The sequence below is a fragment of the Streptomyces umbrinus genome (assembly GCF_030817415.1).
GTDB classification, from domain to species: Bacteria; Actinomycetota; Actinomycetes; order Streptomycetales; family Streptomycetaceae; genus Streptomyces; species Streptomyces umbrinus_A.
This window is the reverse complement of the sequence record NZ_JAUSZI010000002.1, coordinates 3,606,763-3,625,431: the sequence shown is the minus strand read 5'-3', so window position 1 is coordinate 3,625,431 and position 18,669 is coordinate 3,606,763. Positions and strand designations below refer to the sequence as shown.

10 protein-coding genes and 1 pseudogene are annotated in these 18,669 nt (G+C 70.7%); 9 read left to right on the top strand and 2 right to left on the bottom strand.

Features of this window, described 5'->3' with window-relative positions:
* Positions 1-97 precede the first annotated feature (97 nt).
* The 4 genes from dapF to hflX all read left to right on the top strand — a co-directional run bounded on the left by dapF (position 98) and on the right by hflX (position 6,564).
* The gene (dapF, locus tag QF035_RS15870; RefSeq protein ID WP_307520988.1) at positions 98-967 is read left to right on the top strand and encodes a diaminopimelate epimerase; all 870 of its coding nucleotides are present in this window, start codon (positions 98-100) and stop codon (positions 965-967) included.
* 172 nt (positions 968-1,139) lie between these two features.
* Positions 1,140-3,281 carry a RelA/SpoT family protein gene (locus tag QF035_RS15865; RefSeq protein ID WP_307520987.1) on the top strand — a complete coding sequence of 714 codons (2,142 nt, stop codon included), beginning with the start codon at positions 1,140-1,142 and terminating at the stop codon, positions 3,279-3,281.
* Between the two features lie 87 nt (positions 3,282-3,368).
* Positions 3,369-4,886, top strand: a complete 1,518-nt coding sequence (locus QF035_RS15860) for a M1 family metallopeptidase (RefSeq protein WP_307520986.1) — start codon at positions 3,369-3,371, stop codon at positions 4,884-4,886.
* A 184-nt stretch (positions 4,887-5,070) separates the two neighbouring features.
* Complete coding sequence (gene hflX / locus QF035_RS15855) at positions 5,071-6,564, top strand: GTPase HflX (protein ID WP_307520985.1); 1,494 nt, start codon at positions 5,071-5,073, stop codon at positions 6,562-6,564.
* A gap of 151 nt (positions 6,565-6,715) precedes the next feature.
* On the opposite strand, the gene QF035_RS15850 is transcribed toward hflX, so the two are convergent.
* Positions 6,716-7,915, bottom strand: a complete 1,200-nt coding sequence (locus tag QF035_RS15850) for a trypsin-like serine peptidase (RefSeq protein WP_307520984.1) — start codon at positions 7,913-7,915, stop codon at positions 6,716-6,718.
* Between the two features lie 225 nt (positions 7,916-8,140).
* Positions 8,141-9,370, bottom strand: coding sequence for a trypsin-like serine peptidase (locus QF035_RS15845; RefSeq protein WP_307520983.1), 1,230 nt, complete (start codon positions 9,368-9,370; stop codon positions 8,141-8,143).
* Between the two features lie 332 nt (positions 9,371-9,702).
* Here QF035_RS15845 and QF035_RS15840 point away from each other — a divergent pair, with 332 nt between their 5' ends.
* The 5 genes and pseudogenes from QF035_RS15840 (at position 9,703) to QF035_RS15820 (ending at position 18,623) form a co-directional block, all read left to right on the top strand.
* Complete coding sequence (locus QF035_RS15840) at positions 9,703-11,211, top strand: diaminobutyrate--2-oxoglutarate transaminase family protein (protein ID WP_373466663.1); 1,509 nt, start codon at positions 9,703-9,705, stop codon at positions 11,209-11,211.
* A 242-nt stretch (positions 11,212-11,453) separates the two neighbouring features.
* On the top strand, positions 11,454-13,532 hold the full coding sequence (locus tag QF035_RS15835) for an IucA/IucC family protein (protein ID WP_373466662.1): 2,079 nt from the start codon (positions 11,454-11,456) through the stop codon (positions 13,530-13,532).
* A 39-nt stretch (positions 13,533-13,571) separates the two neighbouring features.
* Positions 13,572-14,447: a GNAT family N-acetyltransferase gene (locus QF035_RS15830; protein WP_307520982.1), complete on the top strand. Its 876-nt coding sequence runs from the start codon at positions 13,572-13,574 to the stop codon at positions 14,445-14,447.
* 57 nt (positions 14,448-14,504) lie between these two features.
* A pseudogene (locus QF035_RS15825) lies at positions 14,505-16,465 on the top strand (IucA/IucC family protein).
* Positions 16,466-16,601: 136 nt separating this feature from the next.
* Positions 16,602-18,623, top strand: a complete 2,022-nt coding sequence (locus QF035_RS15820) for an ATP-dependent DNA helicase (protein WP_307520980.1) — start codon at positions 16,602-16,604, stop codon at positions 18,621-18,623.
* Positions 18,624-18,669 lie beyond the last annotated feature (46 nt).

Below are 18,669 nucleotides of genomic sequence, written 5' to 3'. Positions count from 1 at the left end.
GGCATGCCCTGCGCGTGCGGTCCTGGCCGGGGTCCGGTGTGGTCCGGCTGCCGGACCGCTCGGCCGGGTTGTCGCACCGACCCTTTACGATCGAGGAATGAGCACGCGGATCGCCTTCCTCAAGGGGCACGGGACCGAGAACGACTTCGTGATCATCCCCGACCCCGAGAACGTCATCGACCTGCCCCCGGCCGCCGTCGCCGCCCTGTGCGACCGCCGCGCGGGCATCGGCGGGGACGGTCTGCTGCACGTCGTACGGTCCGCGGCGCACCCCGAGGCCCGGGCGATGGCAGCCGAAGCGGAATGGTTCATGGACTACCGCAACGGCGACGGCTCGATCGCGGAGATGTGCGGCAACGGAGTGCGTGTGTTCGCCCACTATCTCCAGCGCGCCGGACATGTGGCCGAAGGTGACATCGCCGTCGCCACGCGCGGAGGCGTCAAGACGGTGCACATCGCCAAGGAGGGCGACATCACCGTCGGCATGGGCAAGGCGCTCCTCCCCGAAGGGGACGTCACCGTGAGCGTCGGCGAGCGCAGCTGGCCTGCGCGCAACGTCAACATGGGCAACCCCCACGCCGTCGCCTTCGTGGAGGACCTCGACCACGCCGGAGATCTGTACACCGCGCCGCCGTTCAGCCCCGCCTCCGCGTACCCGGACGGCGTGAACGTCGAGTTCGTCGTCGACCGTGGTCTTCGTCACGTCGCTCTGCGTGTCCACGAGCGAGGCTCCGGCGAGACCCGGTCGTGCGGCACGGGCGCGTGCGCCGTGGCCGTGGCGGCGGCGCGCAGGGACGGCGCCGACCCTGCGGTGACCGGCACACCGGCGACGTACACGGTCGATGTGCCCGGCGGGCGCCTGGTGATCACCGAGCGGGCCGACGGCGAGATCGAGATGACCGGGCCCGCGGTGATCGTCGCAGAGGGTGAGATCGACGCCGGATGGCTCGAAACCGCGACCCCCTGAACCTTCGCTCGAATGGGTGATCCGTTTCACGCTCGGCGAGAGGCGGTCAGCCGGGCGTGGTGGGCTCGGTAGCATCAAGCACCGGCCCGGACGGGGGAACGACGCCATCCCCAGAGCCGCGCAGTACGCCATGGGGCACCCCGTCCGCCGGTCCACGCAGCCGGAGGTGCCCATGAGTGCGGAGGCCACGAACCCCGCGACGCCCGGCCCCACGACGCCCGGGGCACAGCGCAGGAGAAGCCGCCCCCGGATCGACCTGCGGCGCCTCGGCCGGGCCGCCCTCCTGGGACCCGCGGTCCGCGGTCGGCTGCCCGACGCGATCGGTCACGTGGTCGAGGCCCATCGCGCCTACCACCCCGACGCCGACCTGGACCCGCTGCGCCGCGCGTACGTCCTCGCCGAGTCCTCGCACCGCGGCCAGATGCGCAAGAGCGGCGAGCCGTACATCACGCACCCGCTCGCCGTGACCCTGATCCTCGCCGAACTCGGCGCGGAGACCACGACTTTGACGGCGTCTCTGCTCCACGACACCGTCGAGGACACGGAAGTGACGCTCGATCAGGTGCGTGAGGAGTTCGGCGAGGAGGTCCGCTATCTCGTCGACGGCGTGACCAAACTGGAGAAGGTCGACTACGGGGCGGCCGCCGAGCCCGAGACGTTCCGCAAGATGCTCGTCGCCACCGGCAGCGACGTACGCGTGATGTCGATCAAGCTCGCCGACCGGCTGCACAACATGCGCACCCTCGGTGTGATGCGCCCCGAGAAACAGGCACGCATCGCCAAGGTGACGAGGGACGTGCTGATCCCGCTCGCCGAACGCCTGGGCGTGCAGGCCCTGAAGACCGAGCTGGAGGATCTCGTCTTCGCGATCCTGCACCCCGAGGAGTACGCCCACACCCGCGAACTCATCGTCAACAACGCCTCGCGCGCCGACGATCCCCTGGAGGAGATCGCCGAAGAGGTGCGGGTGGTTCTGCGGGAGGCCGGTCTGCAGGCCGAAGTCCTCATCCGGCCACGGCACTTCGTCTCCGTGCACCGAGTCTCGCGCAAGCGCGGCGAGATGCGCGGCTCCGACTTCGGACGCCTCCTGGTGCTCGTGAACGAGGACGCCGACTGTTACGGGGTCCTCGGTGAACTGCACACCTGTCTCACGCCCGTGGTCTCGGAGTTCAAGGACTTCATCGCCGTCCCCAAGTTCAACCTGTACCAGTCGCTGCACACCGCGGTCGCCCGCACCGACGGCCAGGTCGCCGAAGTCCTCATCCGTACGCACCAGATGCACAAGGTCGCCGAGGCCGGCGTCATCGCGCTCGGCAATCCCTACGCTCCTCCTTCGGAGGAGCAGACGGACGGCGACGGGACACGCGTCGGCGACGCGGTGGACGGCGAGCGCGCCGACCCGACCCGTCCCGGCTGGCTCTCCCGCCTCCTCGACTGGCAGGAGGCGGCCCCCGACCCCGACACGTTCTGGTCGACGCTCCGCGAGGACCTCGCCCAGGACCGGGAGATCACCGTCTACCGGCCCGACGGCGGCACGCTCGGGCTGCCCGCGGGCGCCAGTTGCGTCGACGCCGCGTACGCCCAGTACGGCGAGGACGCGCACGCCTGCATCGGCGCGCGCGTCAACGGCCGCCTGGTGAGGCTCAGTACGGTCCTGAGCGACGGCGACACCGTGCAACTGCTCATGGGCCAGGACGCGGCCTCCGAGCCCTCCAGGGAGTGGCTGGAGCACGCGCACACGCCCGTCGCGCGGATCGCCATCACCCGCTGGCTGGCCGCGCACCCGTCGCCCGCGACGCCGCCCGAGGCTCCCGCCACGACCCGCCGTCCGTCCGCGGACGCGCCGGCCGCGCGCCCGGCCGCCGCGGACGTCGTCGTCGACCAGCCCGGCGCGACCGTACGCCTCGCGGGCTGTTGTACGCCCGTGCCGCCCGACGACATCACGGGCTTCGCCGTACGCGGCGGAGTGGTGACCGTGCACCGCGCCGAGTGCGCGGGCGCGACCCGCATGAAGGACCTCGGGCGCACGGAGGTCGGAGTGCGCTGGGGCGACACATCGGAGTGCCGCGTCACGCTCTTCGTCGAGTCCTTCGGACGGCCCCACCTGCTCGCCGACCTCACCGAGGCCATCGCCCTGGAGGGCGTCGACATCGTCTCGGCGACCGTCGAACCGCCCAGCCAGCAGCGCGTGCGCCACACCTACACGCTCCAACTTCCGGACGCCGCCCACCTTCCCGTGCTGATGCGGGCGATGCGCAACGTCCCGGGTGTCTTCGACGTGGGCCGCGCGCAGCACCAGACGACAACTCCGTAGAGCAGCGACTCGGCGGAAAGCGCCCGTTCGGGTGGGTTCGGCGCGAGTCGTCGCCGTAGGGCGGGCGGTCGCTGATAGCCGTGGTCCATGCTGCGCATCCCCAGGACCACGCCCCGTACCGGGACCCCACGCCAGAAGGCCCCCCGACGGCTCCGTACGGCGTTCCTCGCCTCCGCCGCCTCCGTCTGCCTCATCGCCGCGAGCGCCCCCGCCCCACCCCCGCTCGGCATCGGCGACCGGCTCTTCCCGCACCTGGGCAACCCCGGGTACGACGTCACGTCGTACGACCTCTCCTTCATCTATCCCGGCAGCAACAGCAAGCCGCTGCCGGCCGTCACCACGATCGTGGCCAGGACGACAGACTGGCTGGAGCAGGTCAATCTTGACTACTCGCACGGAACGGTGCGATCCGTCGAGGTCAATGGCGAGCCGGCGGAGTTCCGGAGCTCCGGGGAGGACCTGGTGGTCACGCCCGCGGAGCCGCTGCTGCCCGGCGTCCGGATGCGGATCACCGTGCACCACGACAGCAACCCCGTGTCGACCAAGGACCAGGACAGCGGCTGGGTGCGGACCGAGGACGGCCTCGCGATGGCCAACCAGGCCGACGCCGGCCACCGGGTCTTCCCGAGCAACGACCACCCCTCGGACAAGGCCCTGTTCACGATCCGGGTCACCGCACCCAACGGCTACACGGCCGTCGCCAACGGGCTGCCCCTGGGTGTGAACCGCCGCGACGCGGCGACCACCTGGACGTACCGGACCGAGCACCCCATGGCCACCGAGCTGGCCCAGGTCTCCATCGGCCGCTCCTCCGTGCTGCACCGGAGCGGGCCGGACGGCCTGCCCGTACGCGACGTGGTGCCCACCAAGGACCGCGAGGCGCTGGAACCGTGGCTCAAGAAGACACCCGACCAGATCGACTGGATGCAGGAGAAGGTCGGTGACTACCCCTTCGAGACGTACGGGCTGCTGATCGCCGAGGCCCGCACCGGGTTCGAGCTGGAGACACAGACGCTCTCCCTCTTCGAGAAGGAGCTCTTCACGCGGCCCGAGTACCCGAAGTGGTACGTCGAGGCGATCATGGTGCACGAACTGGCGCACCAGTGGTTCGGCGACAGCGTCTCCCCGCGCACCTGGTCCGACCTGTGGCTCAACGAAGGCCACGCCACCTGGTACGAGGCCCTCTATGCCGAGGAGAAGGCCGACAAGCCCATGGAGGCACGGATGCGCGCCGCCTACCGGGCCTCCGACACCTGGCGTGCCACGGGAGGCCCGCCCGCCGCGCCCAAGGGGGCCGCTCCCGGCGAGAAGCTCAGCATCTTCCGCCCGAACGTCTACGACGGCAGCGCCCTGGTCCTGTACGCGCTCCGCGAGGAGATCGGCCGCCGCTCCTTCGAGCAGCTGGAGCGGACCTGGGTGAGCATCCACCACGACGGGGTCGCGGACACCGCGGACTTCACGCGCCTCGCCTCGGGCATCGCGGCCCGTGATCTGAGCGGATTCTTCGAGGCATGGCTCTACGGGGAGAAGACCCCGCCCATGCCGGGCCACCCCGACTGGCGCAGCGAGAAGCCCGCCGAGAAGCCCGCCAAGCCCAAGCGATAGCCCCAGAAAACTCGGTGACGAGACGGGCCGTGCCGTGCGAACATCTTCACGTCGACGCCACTCCGGGTCGGCGGCACGGCCCTCCGGAATCCGGACGGGAATCTCCCGGCGGCCCCGGACGTTGTCGTGAATGTCGGACGGAAGTCCGTCGTCCCACAGGTATCCCCATCGACGTAAGGACCCAATGACCTCCTCTTCTTCCCCTTCCCAGGACACGCAGAGCTTCGCGCAGAACTACCCCGACGGTCTTCGGGCCGATGCCCTGATGGAAGAGGACGTCGCCTGGAGCCACGAGGTCGACGGAGACCGGGACGGCGACCAGTTCGACCGCTCCGAGCGTGCGGCACTGCGTCGCGTCGCGGGCCTCTCCACCGAGCTCGAGGACGTCACCGAGGTCGAGTACCGACAGCTCCGCCTGGAGCGCGTGGTGCTCGTCGGTGTGTGGACCTCCGGGACCGCGACCGATTCGGAGAACTCCCTCGCGGAGCTGGCCGCCCTCGCCGAGACGGCGGGCGCGCTCGTGCTCGACGGCGTCATCCAGCGCCGCGACAAGCCCGACGCGGCCACCTACATCGGCTCAGGCAAGGCCCACGAGCTGCGGGACATCGTGCTGGAGACCGGCGCGGACACCGTCATCTGTGACGGTGAGCTCTCGCCGGGCCAGCTGATCCACCTCGAAGACGTCGTCAAGGTCAAGGTCATCGACCGTACGGCCCTGATCCTCGACATCTTCGCCCAGCACGCCAAGTCCCGCGAGGGCAAGGCGCAGGTCGCGCTCGCGCAGATGCAGTACATGCTGCCGAGGCTGCGAGGCTGGGGTCAGTCTCTGTCCCGTCAGATGGGCGGCGGCAAGGGCGGCGGCCTCGCCACCCGTGGTCCCGGTGAGACCAAGATCGAGACCGACCGGCGTCGCATCCGCGAGAAGATGGCGAAGATGCGCCGGGAGATCGCGGACATGAAGACCGGCCGCGAGATCAAGCGCCAGGAGCGCCGTCGCAACAAGGTGCCCTCGGTGGCGATCGCCGGCTACACCAATGCCGGCAAGTCCTCGCTGCTCAACCGCCTCACGGGCGCGGGCGTGCTGGTGCAGAACGAGCTGTTCGCCACCCTCGACCCGACCGTGCGCCGCGCCGAGACGCCCAGTGGGCGGATCTACACACTCGCGGACACCGTCGGCTTCGTCCGGCACCTGCCGCACCACCTCGTCGAGGCGTTCCGCTCCACGATGGAGGAGGTCGGCGACGCCGACCTGATCCTGCACGTGGTGGACGGTTCGCACCCGGCGCCGGAGGAGCAGCTGGCCGCCGTGCGCGAGGTTGTCCGCGACGTGGGCGCGACCAAGGTGCCCGAGATCGTGGTGATCAACAAGGCGGACGCGGCCGACCCGCTGGTGCTCCAGCGGCTCATGCGGAACGAGAAGCGGTCCATCGCCGTCTCGGCCCGTACGGGCCGGGGGATCGCCGAGCTGCTCGCGCTCATCGACATCGAACTGCCGCACCCCTCGGTCGAGATCGAGGCGCTCGTCCCGTACACGCTCGGCCGGCTGGTCGCGCGCGCCCACTCCGAGGGTGAGGTGATCTCCGAGGAGCACACCCCGGAGGGCACCCTGCTCAAGGTGCGGGTGCACGAGGAACTGGCGGCGGAGCTGCAGGCGTACGTTCCGGTGCCGGCTGTCTGATCGGTCTGCTCTGATCGAAAACGGCGAAGGCCCGCCCCCTGCCAGAGGGGACGGGCCTTCGCCGTAGTCGTGGCGCGGATGCCGTGGGCCGGAGCGGTGGGCGCAGCAGGCCCGCCGCGCCCACCGCTCCGCCCCGGCGTGCGTACGGCGCCTACTTGTCGCCGTACTCCTTGCTCATGTTGTCGAAGAGCGTCTTGGCGCCCTGGCCCAGCTGCGGTCCCGCGAGCCAGGTGTTGTCGGTCGGGCCGATCGAGGTGTTCGAGACGAGCACGGTCTTGCCGCCGACGACCCGGAACCAGCCGCCGCCCGACGAACCGCCGGTCATGGTGCAGCCGATGCGGTACATCGTCGGCAGGCTCGGGCTGAGCGAGAGGCGGCCCGGCCGGTCGACGCACTTGTGCATGATCAGACCGTTGTACGGCGGCGCCGCCGGGTAACCCCAGGCGCCCATCGTGCCCGCGTCCGCCGCGGCGGGGGTGGAGAAGTCCACGTCCAGCGCCGTACCGACGGTCTCCTCGAGGGACTTGGAGCCCGACTCCGGCTTCACGTGCAGCACCGCGTAGTCGTACGCGGCACCCGCGCCGCCCGACTCCGAGCCGCCCTGGATCCACTCGTTCGAGGTGGACGCCCAGTCCGCCCAGTACTGGCCGTACGGGGAGATCTCCTGCTGTGTCGCGTCGGCCAGCTCGGCCTCGGACTTGCCGAGGTCGTTGTAGGCGGGCACGAAGGCGATGTTGCGGTACCAGCCGCCGCCACCGCCCGCGTGGACACAGTGGCCGGCGGTCCACACGAGGTTGGACTTCCCCGGGTTGCGCGGGTCCTTGACGACCGTGCCGGAGCAGACCATCGAGCCCTCGGGGGAGTCGAAGAAGACCTTCCCGACCGGGGCGGCGTTGTCGTGATATGGGGTCTCTTCCCGCGTCGCGGTGACCGGGGCCGGAGCCGGGTCGCTCACGCCCTGGTCGGCCGAGGCGTCCTTCGCGGAGATCGTCTTGTCCGGGTCCTTGGCGGACTTCATCCGCTCGGGCTTCCAGAGGCCCTCGATCACCGGGTTGACGAAGTCCTCGGCCTCAGTGAGCCACTTGTCCTTGTCCCAGTTCTTCCATTCGCCGTCCTTCCAGTCGTCGACATCGATGCCGCGCTCCTTGAGCTTGTCGGCGATGTCGGCCGGAATTTCGATCTTGTCGCCGCCGGAGGCTCCCGAGCCGGTGGCGGCCGGCTTGTCGGCGGCGTTGTCGTCGCCCGACTCACAGGCGGTGGCGGTGAGCGTCAGAGCCGCTGCCAGCCCGGCGGCGGCGAGGACGCGGCGTCGCCCGCGCATCCCCGAGAAGGACGGACGTGTGGAACGCATGATGTTGTTACCCCCGATTGAACGTGCAGCTTTCGTCTGCGGGTCAGGCGCGAAGAGCGCGAAGAAGGCTCTCCGCGGAGCCCGTGTCACCGCGACACCCCACTATGCCCGGGGAGTCGAGGACGAACGGCGGCCAGGCGGTGAAGGTTTCCGTGAGGCCCACCCTGCCGCCGTCCGTCCCTGTGGCGCTGCTTGCTGTACTGCTACGCCGCTACGGTCGCGGCGCTACTGCTGCGCCGCGAACTTCTTGCTCACCGCGTCGTAGATCCCCTTGGCCTCCGTGCCCAGGTGCGGGCCCGCGAGCCAGCCCGCGGTCACCGGGCCGATCGAGGTGTTGGACACCAGCGCCGGCTTGCCGTCCGAACCCGCCGCGACCCAGCCGCCGCCCGACGAACCGCCGGTCATGGTGCAGCCGATGCGGTACATCGTCGGCTGGGACTCGGCGATCGAGAGCCGGCCCGGCTTGTCCGCGCACTGGAACATGGTCTCCCCGTCGAAGGGCTTCGCCGCCGGGTAGCCGGTCGCGGTGATGTCCCCGACCTCCGAGACGGCCGGAGCGTTGAAGTCCACCGGGAGCGCCGAACCGACGGTCTCCTCAAGGGACTTGCCCCCGCTGCCCTTCTCCGGCGTCACATGAATGACCGCGAAGTCGTACGAGGCGCCGTCGCCGCCCGTCGCGCCACCCTGCTCGATCCACTGGTCCGAGGTCTGGGCCCAGTCGGCCCACCAGAGACCGTACGGAGCGACCTCTTCCTTGGTGGCGGTCGCGAGCTCCGCCGCCGACATGGCGTCGTTGTTGTACGACGGCACGAAGGCGATGTTGCGGTACCAGCCGCCCTTCTTGCCGGCGTGCACACAGTGGCCCGCGGTCCACACGAGGTTGGACTTGCCCGGGTGGGCCGGGTCCTCGACCACGGTCGCCGAGCAGACCATGGTGCCCTCGGGGGAGTCGAAGAACACCTTGCCCGTCTCGGGTGCGTTCTCGTGGTACGCCGCCGGGACGGACTTTGCCTCCACGGGCGCAGGCTCCGGGTCGGTCACGCCCTGGTCACCCGAGAGGTCGTTCTCGTCGACGCCCTTGCCCTGGTCCGGGTCCTCGGCCTCGCGCATTCGGTCCGGGTCCCACAGGTCCTTGATGATCGGGTTGATGTAGTCCCCGGCCTCGCGCAGCCAGTCGTCCTTGTCCCAGTTCTTCCAGGCGCCGCCCTTCCACTGGTCGATGTCGATCCCGTGCTCTTTGAGCCTGTCCTTGATGTTGTCCGGGATCTTGATCTTGCCGTCGCCGGCCGCTGACGCCGACGCCTCCGCGCCCGCGTTGGTGTCCTCTTCCGAACCGCAGGCGGTGGCGGTCAGCGCCAGCGCGGTGGCCAGTCCGACCGCGGCCAGCATGGGGGAGGTTCTGCGGCGCGAGCTCCTCCCTCGACGGGCGGTGAAGAGCGGGCGTATGGGTCGCATGGTGTGACTCCCCCTGGAGGTGAACGAACAACTCTGTGCTGCCACATGGGACTTCGTACGGATCCGGTGACCCGGATGTGTCCGACGTGGACCGCGGGTGCTGATCAGCGGTAATTCGCTGAACGGCACCACAGACTATGCCGTTGCTGTGGGGGACTTCCGACGGAACCGCAACGGTTCCGTCACGGCAAGGATCTTCGCCCCACCGTTGCCCCTCGCGGTCCTCGTCGTTGGTACGTACGGGGGACGTTCCGGCTGCGTTCATTCCCTGTCGCCTCCCACCGGGCGGCCGAGCAACTCGCCTCTTCTGGACAGCGGGAGGACCGACAGACGTGGCTGTGACCGAGTCTGCGCCCGAGACGGCGCCCGCGGTGCCCGAGGCCGCGGGGGCGCGCGCGACACCGGAGAACGGCGGGGCGCGCGCGGCGCACGAGGGGATCCTGCGGCGCCAGGCGGCGCGCGAATCCGCAGCGCGCACCTACGCACGCGCGCTTCCGATCGTCCCCGTCCGCGCGCGAGGCCTGACGATCGAGGGAGCCGACGGGAACCGCTACCTCGACTGCCTCTCGGGCGCCGGGACGCTGGCCCTCGGCCACAACCACCCGGTCGTACTGGAAGCCATCAGGAAGGTCCTCGACTCCGGGGCGCCGCTGCAGGTCCTCGACCTGGCCACGCCCGTCAAGGACGCCTTCACCACCGAGCTGTTCCGCACGCTGCCGCCCGGTCTCGCCGACCACGCGCGCGTGCAGTTCTGCGGGCCCGCCGGTACGGACGCCGTGGAGGCCGCCCTGAAGCTGGTGCGCGCCGCGACCGGCCGCAGCGGGATTCTCGCCTTCGCCGGCGCATACCACGGGATGACCGCGGGGGCGCTCGCGGCATCCGGGGGCGCGTCCGACGTACGTGTCGCGCGCCTGCCCTATCCGCAGGGCTACCGCTGTCCGTTCGGCGTCGGCGGCGAGCCGGGTGCCGAACTCGCCGCGCGCTGGACCGAGTCCATCCTCGACGACACCAAGTCCGGGGTGCCGAGCCCCGCCGGGATGATCCTGGAACCGGTGCAGGGCGAGGGCGGAGTGATTCCGGCCCGCGACGACTGGATGCGGCGGATGCGGGAGATCACCTCGGCGCGCTCCATCCCGCTGATCGCCGACGAGATCCAGACGGGAGTCGGACGCACCGGTGCCTTCTGGGCGGTGGAGCACAGCGGCATCACACCCGACGTGATGGTCCTCTCCAAGGCCATCGGCGGCAGCCTGCCACTGGCGGTCGTCGTCTACCGCGAGGGCCTCGACACGTGGGAACCGGGCGCCCACGCGGGCACGTTCCGCGGCAACCAGCTCGCCATGGCCGCCGGCGCCGCGACTCTCGCGTACGTCCGTGAGAACGGCCTCGCCGACCGGGCCGCGGCTCTGGGCACCCGCATGATCACCCAACTCCAGAGCCTCGCTGACGACTTCGGCTGTGTCGGTGACGTGCGCGGCCGGGGGCTGATGATCGGCGTCGAACTCGTGGACCCCGAGAAGCCGCCGTCGTCCCCCAGCGGGCCGCCTCCCGCGGCCCCCGAACTGGCGGCCGCCGTCCAGCGGGAGTGCCTGCGCCGCGGACTGATCGTGGAGCTCGGCGGACGGAACTCCAGTGTGGTGCGCCTGCTTCCACCGCTCACGATCAGCGACGAACAGGCGAGCGTGGTGCTCAACCGGCTGGCGGACGCGGTGGCGGAGGTCGCCAAGGCCCACGCCGGCACGGAGGCCGAGAGTCCCCGGCGGACAGCGACCGGGCGCACCCAAACGGTCGGGCACGCCCAAGGCGCCGAGCACACCCAACGGGGCGAGCGATCCGGATAGCAGCCGGCCCACTGGACGGCTCGGCAGTGGGGCCCCGGAGATGTCGTCCTCCGGTGACACCCGCGAGGCACCACCGGAACTGCCTCCTCCACCTCGCACCCCCGAATCCAGCCCCGCACCCCTGAAACCGGACGACACCCGCACCCGCACCCGCATCGACCAGGAACAGCAAGGGTCCAACGCACGCCGGAACAGCCCCGGTTCGTCGCCGCACGAACCTGAACCACCCCCGAGGAAGCCTCTTGAACGCCATCCCCGCACCCGACGGCCACCCCTACACCCACGAGCGAGGAGGGCGCGGCACACAGGCCCCGCTCGGGTCGGGGGCCGAATCGGTCCCCAGGCAGAAGACCGGGTCCCAGGAGTCCGAACGGCTGCGCGGGGCCACCACCGACCTGCTGGAACACCCCGATCCGCACACCGCGGCCCAGGCCGCCGCCATCGAGAACCTGCTGCGCTGCTGGGTACGCGAGCACGACCTCGCCGCCCCCGACGACGGCACCCTCCGCATCCCCCTCCCCGCGAGCGGCACAGCCCTAGTCGTTCCCGTCCACTACTGGTCTCCCACGGGATGGCACCGCCTCGGCCCTCCCTACCTCTCCGACGCCCCCGACCAGGCACCTCCCACGGACGCGGTCACCCTCGCGGCCCTCCTGGGACGCGAGACCCCGACGACCGGCGCTCCCACCCAGCCGACCGCCCTCATCGCCCCGGGCGCACCCGCCGAGCCAAGTGCGTCCGACGAGACGGACACTCCTGCTGAGCCCCACGCCTCCGACGCCGCGGACACTCCTGCCGAGTCCCCCGCCTCCGACACCACGGACACTCCCGCCCAGTCCCACGCCTCGGCCGACGGCGGTGACCTGGTCGGCCGCGTCGCCGACTCCGTACGGCGGACCGTCCTCTTCATCACGGACCGCAGGGAGAACCCCGCCGACGGCCCCGACCTCTTCCTCTCGGCCGAGCAGGCGCTGCTGCTCGGCCACCCGCTGCACCCCACTCCGAAGAGCCGCGAGGGACTCTCCGGGGCCGAAACCCGCCTCTACTCACCCGAGTTGCGCGGCTCCTTCCCTCTGCACTGGATGGCCGTCGCCCCCTCCGCGCTCGCCACCGACTCGGCCTGGACCGAGCGAGGCCGCCTGGTGCCCGCAGAGCAGCTCACGCCCCGGCTCGCCGGTGCCGGACTGCGGTTGCCCGACGGATGCGCTGCGCTGCCGATGCACCCCTGGCAGGTCCGCGAGATCCGCCACCGCCCGGATACGGCGAAACTTCTGGACGCCGGACTGCTCCTGGACCTCGGTCCCCATGGCTCCCCCTGGCACCCCACCTCCTCCGTACGCACTCTCTACCGCTCCGGCGCCCCCGCGATGCTGAAGCTGTCGCTGGGCCTGCGGATCACCAACTCCCGCCGGGAGAACCTCCGCAAGGAGCTTCACCGCGGTGTCGAGGTCCACCGGCTGCTGCGCGGAGGCCTCGCCGAGCAGTGGCAGGCCGTCCACCCGGGCTTCGACATCGTCCGCGACCCGGCCTGGCTCGCAGTGAACGATCCGGACGGCAACCCCGTGTCCGGCCTCGACGTGATGATCCGCCACAATCCGTTCACGCTGACGGACGACGTCTCCTGTGTCGCCGGACTCGTCTCGCCCAGGCCCCAGGCGCAGCCCACCGGACAGCAGCATCCCGAGCAGAGCCGGACCACGACACGGGCCAGGCTCACCGAGATCGTCACCCGGCTCGCCGGCCGCACAGGCCGGCCACGCGGTGCCGTCGCCGCCGAGTGGTTCCTGCGCTACCTGGAGCAGGTCGTCCGCCCCGTCCTCTGGCTGGACAGCGAGGCGGGCATCGCGCTGGAGGCCCACCAACAGAACACCCTGCTCCTGCTGGACCAGGAAGGGTGGCCCACGGGCGGCCGCTACCGCGACAACCAGGGCTACTACTTCCGCGAGTCCCGGCGCGCGGAACTGGACAAGCGCCTTCCCGGCATCGGCGAACAGAGCGACACCTTCGTCTCCGACGAGGTCACCGACGAGCGCTTCGCCTACTACCTCGGCATCAACAACGTGCTCGGCCTCATCGGAGCCTTCGGCTCCCAGCGCCTCGCCGACGAACGGCTGCTGCTCGCAGCCTTCCGACGATTCCTCGCCGACGTCGCCTCGGGGCCCGCCCGGCTGCGTACCTCCCTGCCTGCCCAACTGCTCGACTCACCCGTTCTGCGCTGCAAGGCCAACCTGCTGACCCGGCTGCACGGCCTCGACGAACTCGTCGGTCCGGTCGACACCCAGTCCGTCTACGTCACCATCGCCAACCCCCTTCATTCCTGAGGAACATGACCCACCCCGTCTCCTGAGAGGAGCGTCGCCGTGCCTCCCACCGATGCGAGCACCGACGCCGGTACCGCCCCCTACACCACCGCCGGCAGCGACACGGGTCCCGGTGCGGACACCGAGGACACCCTCGATCTGCGCCTGCCCGACGAACTCCTCGCGCTCTTCGCCGGGAAGGCCGAGGAAGCGAGGGGCGAGGCGGCCGGGGGAGCGCAGGCCGAAACGGCCCGGGGAGCCGCGGAACGGGCAGAGCGGAACGGCGGGGGCCGGAGCACGGTGGGCACGGCGTATGCCTCGGCGCCGGGCACAGCGTGGCCCGCCCCGGTCGCCCCGGCCGGTGACGACCTGCTCGACCACGTCGGTGACTGGGGGCCGACAGCCACCGCCGCGGGTGTCTTCCACTTGGTCCCCGTAGACCTCGACCGAGACCTTCCGCTCATCAGCCGCTGGATGAACGACCCTGCCGTGGCCGCCTTCTGGGAGCTCTCCGGACCCGGGACGGCGACCGAGGACCACCTGCGCGCCCAGCTCGGCGGCGACGGGCGCAGCGTCCCATGTCTCGGTGTGCTGGACGGCACGCCGATGAGCTATTGGGAGATCTACCGGGCGGATCTCGACCCCCTGGCCCGCCACTACCCCGCGCGCCTTCACGACACCGGTATCCACCTCCTCATCGGTGGTGTCGCCAATCGCGGGCGTGGGCTCGGCACGACTCTGCTCAGAGCCGTCTCCGATCTCGTCCTCGACCGTCGTCCCTCATGCGCACGCGTCATCGCTGAACCCGACCTCCGCAACATCCCCTCCGTGTCCGCCTTTCTCAGTGCCGGCTTCCGGTTCTCCGCCGAAGTCGATCTGCCCGACAAGAAGGCAGCCCTCATGGTCCGGGACCGGGCCCTGCGCGATCTGTTGTAGCGCCGTCACTTTTAGTACACCGCTCGCCCCGATCAGGTTCCCAGTCGAGGAGTCCCCGTGCCGAACCCGTCCGCCGCCCCGACTCCCGGAGGGCCGTCGTGGCTCTACGACCCGCCCGAACTGAGCCCGGAGCGATGGGAAAGAGCGGGGCGCCGCCTGCTCGCAAAGATGATCGGGGAGTTCGCGCACGAGGAGATCCTGGTACCCGAGGCGGACGGGAACCGCTCCGGTGAGGCCGTGGCGGCCACCTGTGCTCCCGAGGTCACGGCACCGGTCGGAGCCCCGGAGCCCAGAGGAGACGATTCGCCGCCCGCTGCAGGAGCCGACGACGAGCGTTTGTACACCCTCCGCCTCGACGCCGGCGGCACCATCGCCTTCCGGGCCCGCCGCGGCGCGTACGACAGCTGGCAGGTCGATCCGTCCTCCCTCACCTTGACCGAGGCAGGCGGAGCGCCAGGCGAGACCGCGGGACCGCAACCCTCACACTCCTACACCCCGACCCCCTCGACTTCCTCACCCGTGCCCGCGCCACCCTCGGGCTCGACGGAGCCACCCTCGGGCACGTCATCAGGGAACTGACCACCACACTCGCGGCGGACGCGCGCCTCGACCACACAGCGCTGCCGGCAGCCCGGCTCGCCGACCTCGGATACGCCGAGCTGGAAGGCCATCAGACGGGCCACCCCTGGATCGTCCTCAACAAAGGCCGCCTCGGCTTCTCCGCCACGGACGCCGCCCACTGGGCACCCGAGGGTCGCAGAGGGACGGCCCTGCCGTGGATCGCGGTGCACACCTCGCTGGCCACATACCGGGGCGTCGCGGGCCTGGAGACCGCGGACGAGCTCTACGCGCGCGAGCTCGATCCCACAACCAGGGAGTCCTACGACGTCGCACTACGCGCGCGCGGGCTCACGCCGGAGTCGTACCTCTACCTGCCCGTGCACCCCTGGCAGTGGAACGACGTCGTGCTGCCGCTCTTCGCGCCCTCGGTCGCCGCAGGCGCCATCGTTCCGCTGCCCCCGGACGCCGATTTACGCCTGCCCCAGCAGTCGGTCCGTACCTTCCTCAACACCTCACGCCCGGACCGGCACACCGTCAAACTGCCGCTGTCCGTCCTCAACACCCTGGTGTGGCGCGGCCTCCCGACGGAGCGCACTCTCGCGGCACCCGCCGTCACCGCCTGGATGCACGGCTTGCGCGACGCGGACCCCTTCCTGCGCGACACCTGCGGGGTGATCCTCCTCGGCGAGGTCGCTTCCGTCACGGTCGGGCACCCCGTGTACGACACGCTTCCGGAAGTCCCGTACCAGTACAAGGAGTTGCTCGGCGCGATCTGGCGTGAGCCGCTCTGCCGCCATCTGGCGCCCGGTGAACGCGCCCGCACTCTGGCCGCTCTCCTGCACACCGACCCCGACGGCCGGGCCTTCACGGCGGAGCTCGTCGAACGCTCGGGCCTGGCCCCGCGGATCTGGCTGCGCTGTCTCTTCGCCGCGCTGCTGCCGCCCCTGCTGCACTTCCTCTACCGCTACGGCACTGTGTTCAGCCCCCATGGCGAGAACGCGATCGTTGTCTTCGACGACCACGACGTACCCGTCCGACTCGCGGTGAAGGACTTCGTGGACGACGTGAACGTCAGCGCCGAGCGGCTGCCCGAGCACGCCTCCATGCCGGACGACGTACGGGCCGTTCTGCTCACGGAACCGGCCGCCTTCCTCACGCAGTTCATCCACTCCGGGCTCTTCGTCGGTGTCTTCCGCTTTCTGGCCCCGCTCTGCGAGGCGCAACTGGGCGTTCCGGAGGCCGAGTTCTGGTCGCTCGTCCGGGCGGAGATCCTCCGTCACCACAGGCTCTTCCCGGAGCTGAAGGAACGCTACGAAACGTTCGACCTGCTCACTCCGCGTATCGAGCGGCTGTGCCTCAACCGCAACCGACTGCACCTGGACGGCTACCGTGACCGCCCCCAGCGCCCGCACGCCGCCGTGCACGGCACCGTTCCGAACCCGCTGCACCAGCCATGATCACTGACCGCATCATCGATGCCTCCGACGGTCACTTCACTCACCGTGTCACCGGCCGTGCACCCGTCTTGATCGCGTCCCTCGCCCCGGCCTTGATCGCCCGGTTGTCAGTGCGGCCCCGTAGGGTGGTCGGGCTATGACAGAGCCCTCACTCCCCGAACTCCTGCATGCCGCCGTCACAGCCGTCGGCGGTACGGAGCGCCCTGGCCAGGTGACCATGGCCGAAGCCGTCGAGCAGGCCATCGACGACGGCTCCCATCTGCTGGTCCAGGCCGGCACGGGTACCGGAAAGTCGCTCGGATACCTGGTGCCCGCGCTCGCGCACGGGGAGCGGGTCGTCGTGGCGACGGCCACCCTGGCGCTCCAGCGCCAGCTCGTGGAGCGGGACCTGCCGCGCACGGTGGACGCCCTGCATCCGCTGCTGCGCCGCCGCCCCGAGTTCGCGATGCTCAAGGGCCGGTCGAACTACATGTGCCTGCACCGCCTCCACGAAGGCGTCCCACAGGACGAGGAGGAGGGCCTCTTCGACCAGTTCGAGGCGGCCGCTCCCACCAGCAAGCTGGGCCAGGACCTGCTGCGGATGCGGGACTGGGCGGACGAGACCGAGACGGGCGACCGCGACGATCTCACCCCCGGTGTCTCGGACCGGGCCTGGTCGCAGATCTCGGTGTCCTCCAGGGAGTGCCTCGGCGCCTCGAAGTGTGCCTACGGAGCGGAGTGCTTCGCCGAGATGGCCCGCGAGCGCGCCAAGCTCGCCGAGGTCGTCGTCACCAACCACGCCCTACTCGCGATCGACGCCATCGAAGGCGCCCCGGTCCTCCCGCAGCACGAGGTGCTGATCGTGGACGAGGCGCACGAGCTGGTCTCCCGCGTCACCGGAGTCGCGACCGGCGAGCTCACCCCGGGCCAGGTCAACCGCGCCGTGCGCCGCGTCGCGAAGCTCGTCAACGAGAAGGCGGCCGACCAGCTCCAGACGGCCGCCGAGGGCTTCGAGCGCCTGATGGAGCTCGCTCTGCCCGGCCGCCTGGAGGAGGTCCCCGAAGATCTCGGATACGCGCTGATGGCCCTGCGGGACGCCGCGCGTACGGTCATCTCGGCGATCGGTGCGACTCGCGACAAGTCCGTCAGTGACGAGGACGCGGTCCGAAAACAGGCCCTCGCCTCCGTGGAGTCGGTCCACGACGTGGCGGAGCGGATCACGAACGGCTCGGAGTGGGACGTCGTCTGGTACGAGAGGCACGACCGGTTCGGAGCTTCCCTGCGGGTCGCCCCGATGTCCGTGTCGGGTCTGCTGCGCGAGAAGCTCTTCACGGACCGCTCCGTCGTCCTGGCCTCGGCCACGCTCAAGCTCGGCGGCGACTTCAACGGCGTGGGTGCCTCACTGGGCCTGGCCCCGGAAGGCATCGAGGGCGAGGACATCCCGCCCTGGAAGGGCATCGACGTCGGTTCGCCCTTCGACTACGGCAAGCAGGGCATCCTGTACGTCGCGAAGCACCTCGCGCGCCCCGCGCGTGACAGTGACCGCGGGGACATGCTCGACGAGCTCACCGAGCTGATCCAGGCCGCCGGCGGCCGCACGCTCGGCCTGTTCTCCTCGATGCGGGCAGCCCAGCTCGCCGCGGAGGAACTGCGCTCCCGCATCCCGGAGTTCCCCATCCTGCTCCAGGGCGAGGAGACACTCGGCGAGCTGATCAAGAACTTCGCGGCGGACCCGAAGACCTGCCTCTTCGGCACGCTCTCGCTCTGGCAGGGCGTGGACGTCCCGGGCGCCAGCTGCCAGCTGGTCGTCATGGACAAGATCCCCTTCCCCCGCCCCGACGACCCGCTGATGAGCGCCCGCCAGAAGGCGGTCGAGGACGCCGGGGGCAACGGCTTCATGGCCGTCGCGGCCACCCACGCGGCCCTGCTGATGGCCCAGGGGGCCGGCCGTCTCGTACGGGCGACGGGGGACCGCGGTGTGGTCGCCGTGCTGGACCAGAGGCTCGCCACGGCTCGCTACGGCAGCTATCTGAAGGCGTCACTGCCCGACTTCTGGTTCACGACGGACCGTAACCAGGTGCGCAGGTCCCTGGCCGCCATCGACGAGGTGGCGAAGAAGGCGGAACAGAACGCAGAAGCGGAACAGGCGACCGAAGAGGCGAAGCCAGAAGAGGCGTAGACGTCAGTAGCCTGCTCCCGGCTGAGGCGCGGGAGCAGGCTACTGA

Excerpts from the sequence above, each read along its gene's own strand:
- dapF (WP_307520988.1), top strand. The coding sequence starts at position 98 with ATGAGCACGCGGATCGCCTTCCTCAAGGGGCACGGGACCGAGAACGAC.
- QF035_RS15865 (WP_307520987.1), top strand. The coding sequence starts at position 1,140 with ATGAGTGCGGAGGCCACGAACCCCGCGACGCCCGGCCCCACGACGCCC.
- QF035_RS15860 (WP_307520986.1), top strand. The coding sequence starts at position 3,369 with ATGCTGCGCATCCCCAGGACCACGCCCCGTACCGGGACCCCACGCCAG.
- hflX (WP_307520985.1), top strand. The coding sequence starts at position 5,071 with ATGACCTCCTCTTCTTCCCCTTCCCAGGACACGCAGAGCTTCGCGCAG.
- QF035_RS15850 (WP_307520984.1), bottom strand. The coding sequence starts at position 7,915 with ATGCGTTCCACACGTCCGTCCTTCTCGGGGATGCGCGGGCGACGCCGC.
- QF035_RS15845 (WP_307520983.1), bottom strand. The coding sequence starts at position 9,370 with ATGCGACCCATACGCCCGCTCTTCACCGCCCGTCGAGGGAGGAGCTCG.
- QF035_RS15820 (WP_307520980.1), top strand. The coding sequence starts at position 16,602 with ATGACAGAGCCCTCACTCCCCGAACTCCTGCATGCCGCCGTCACAGCC.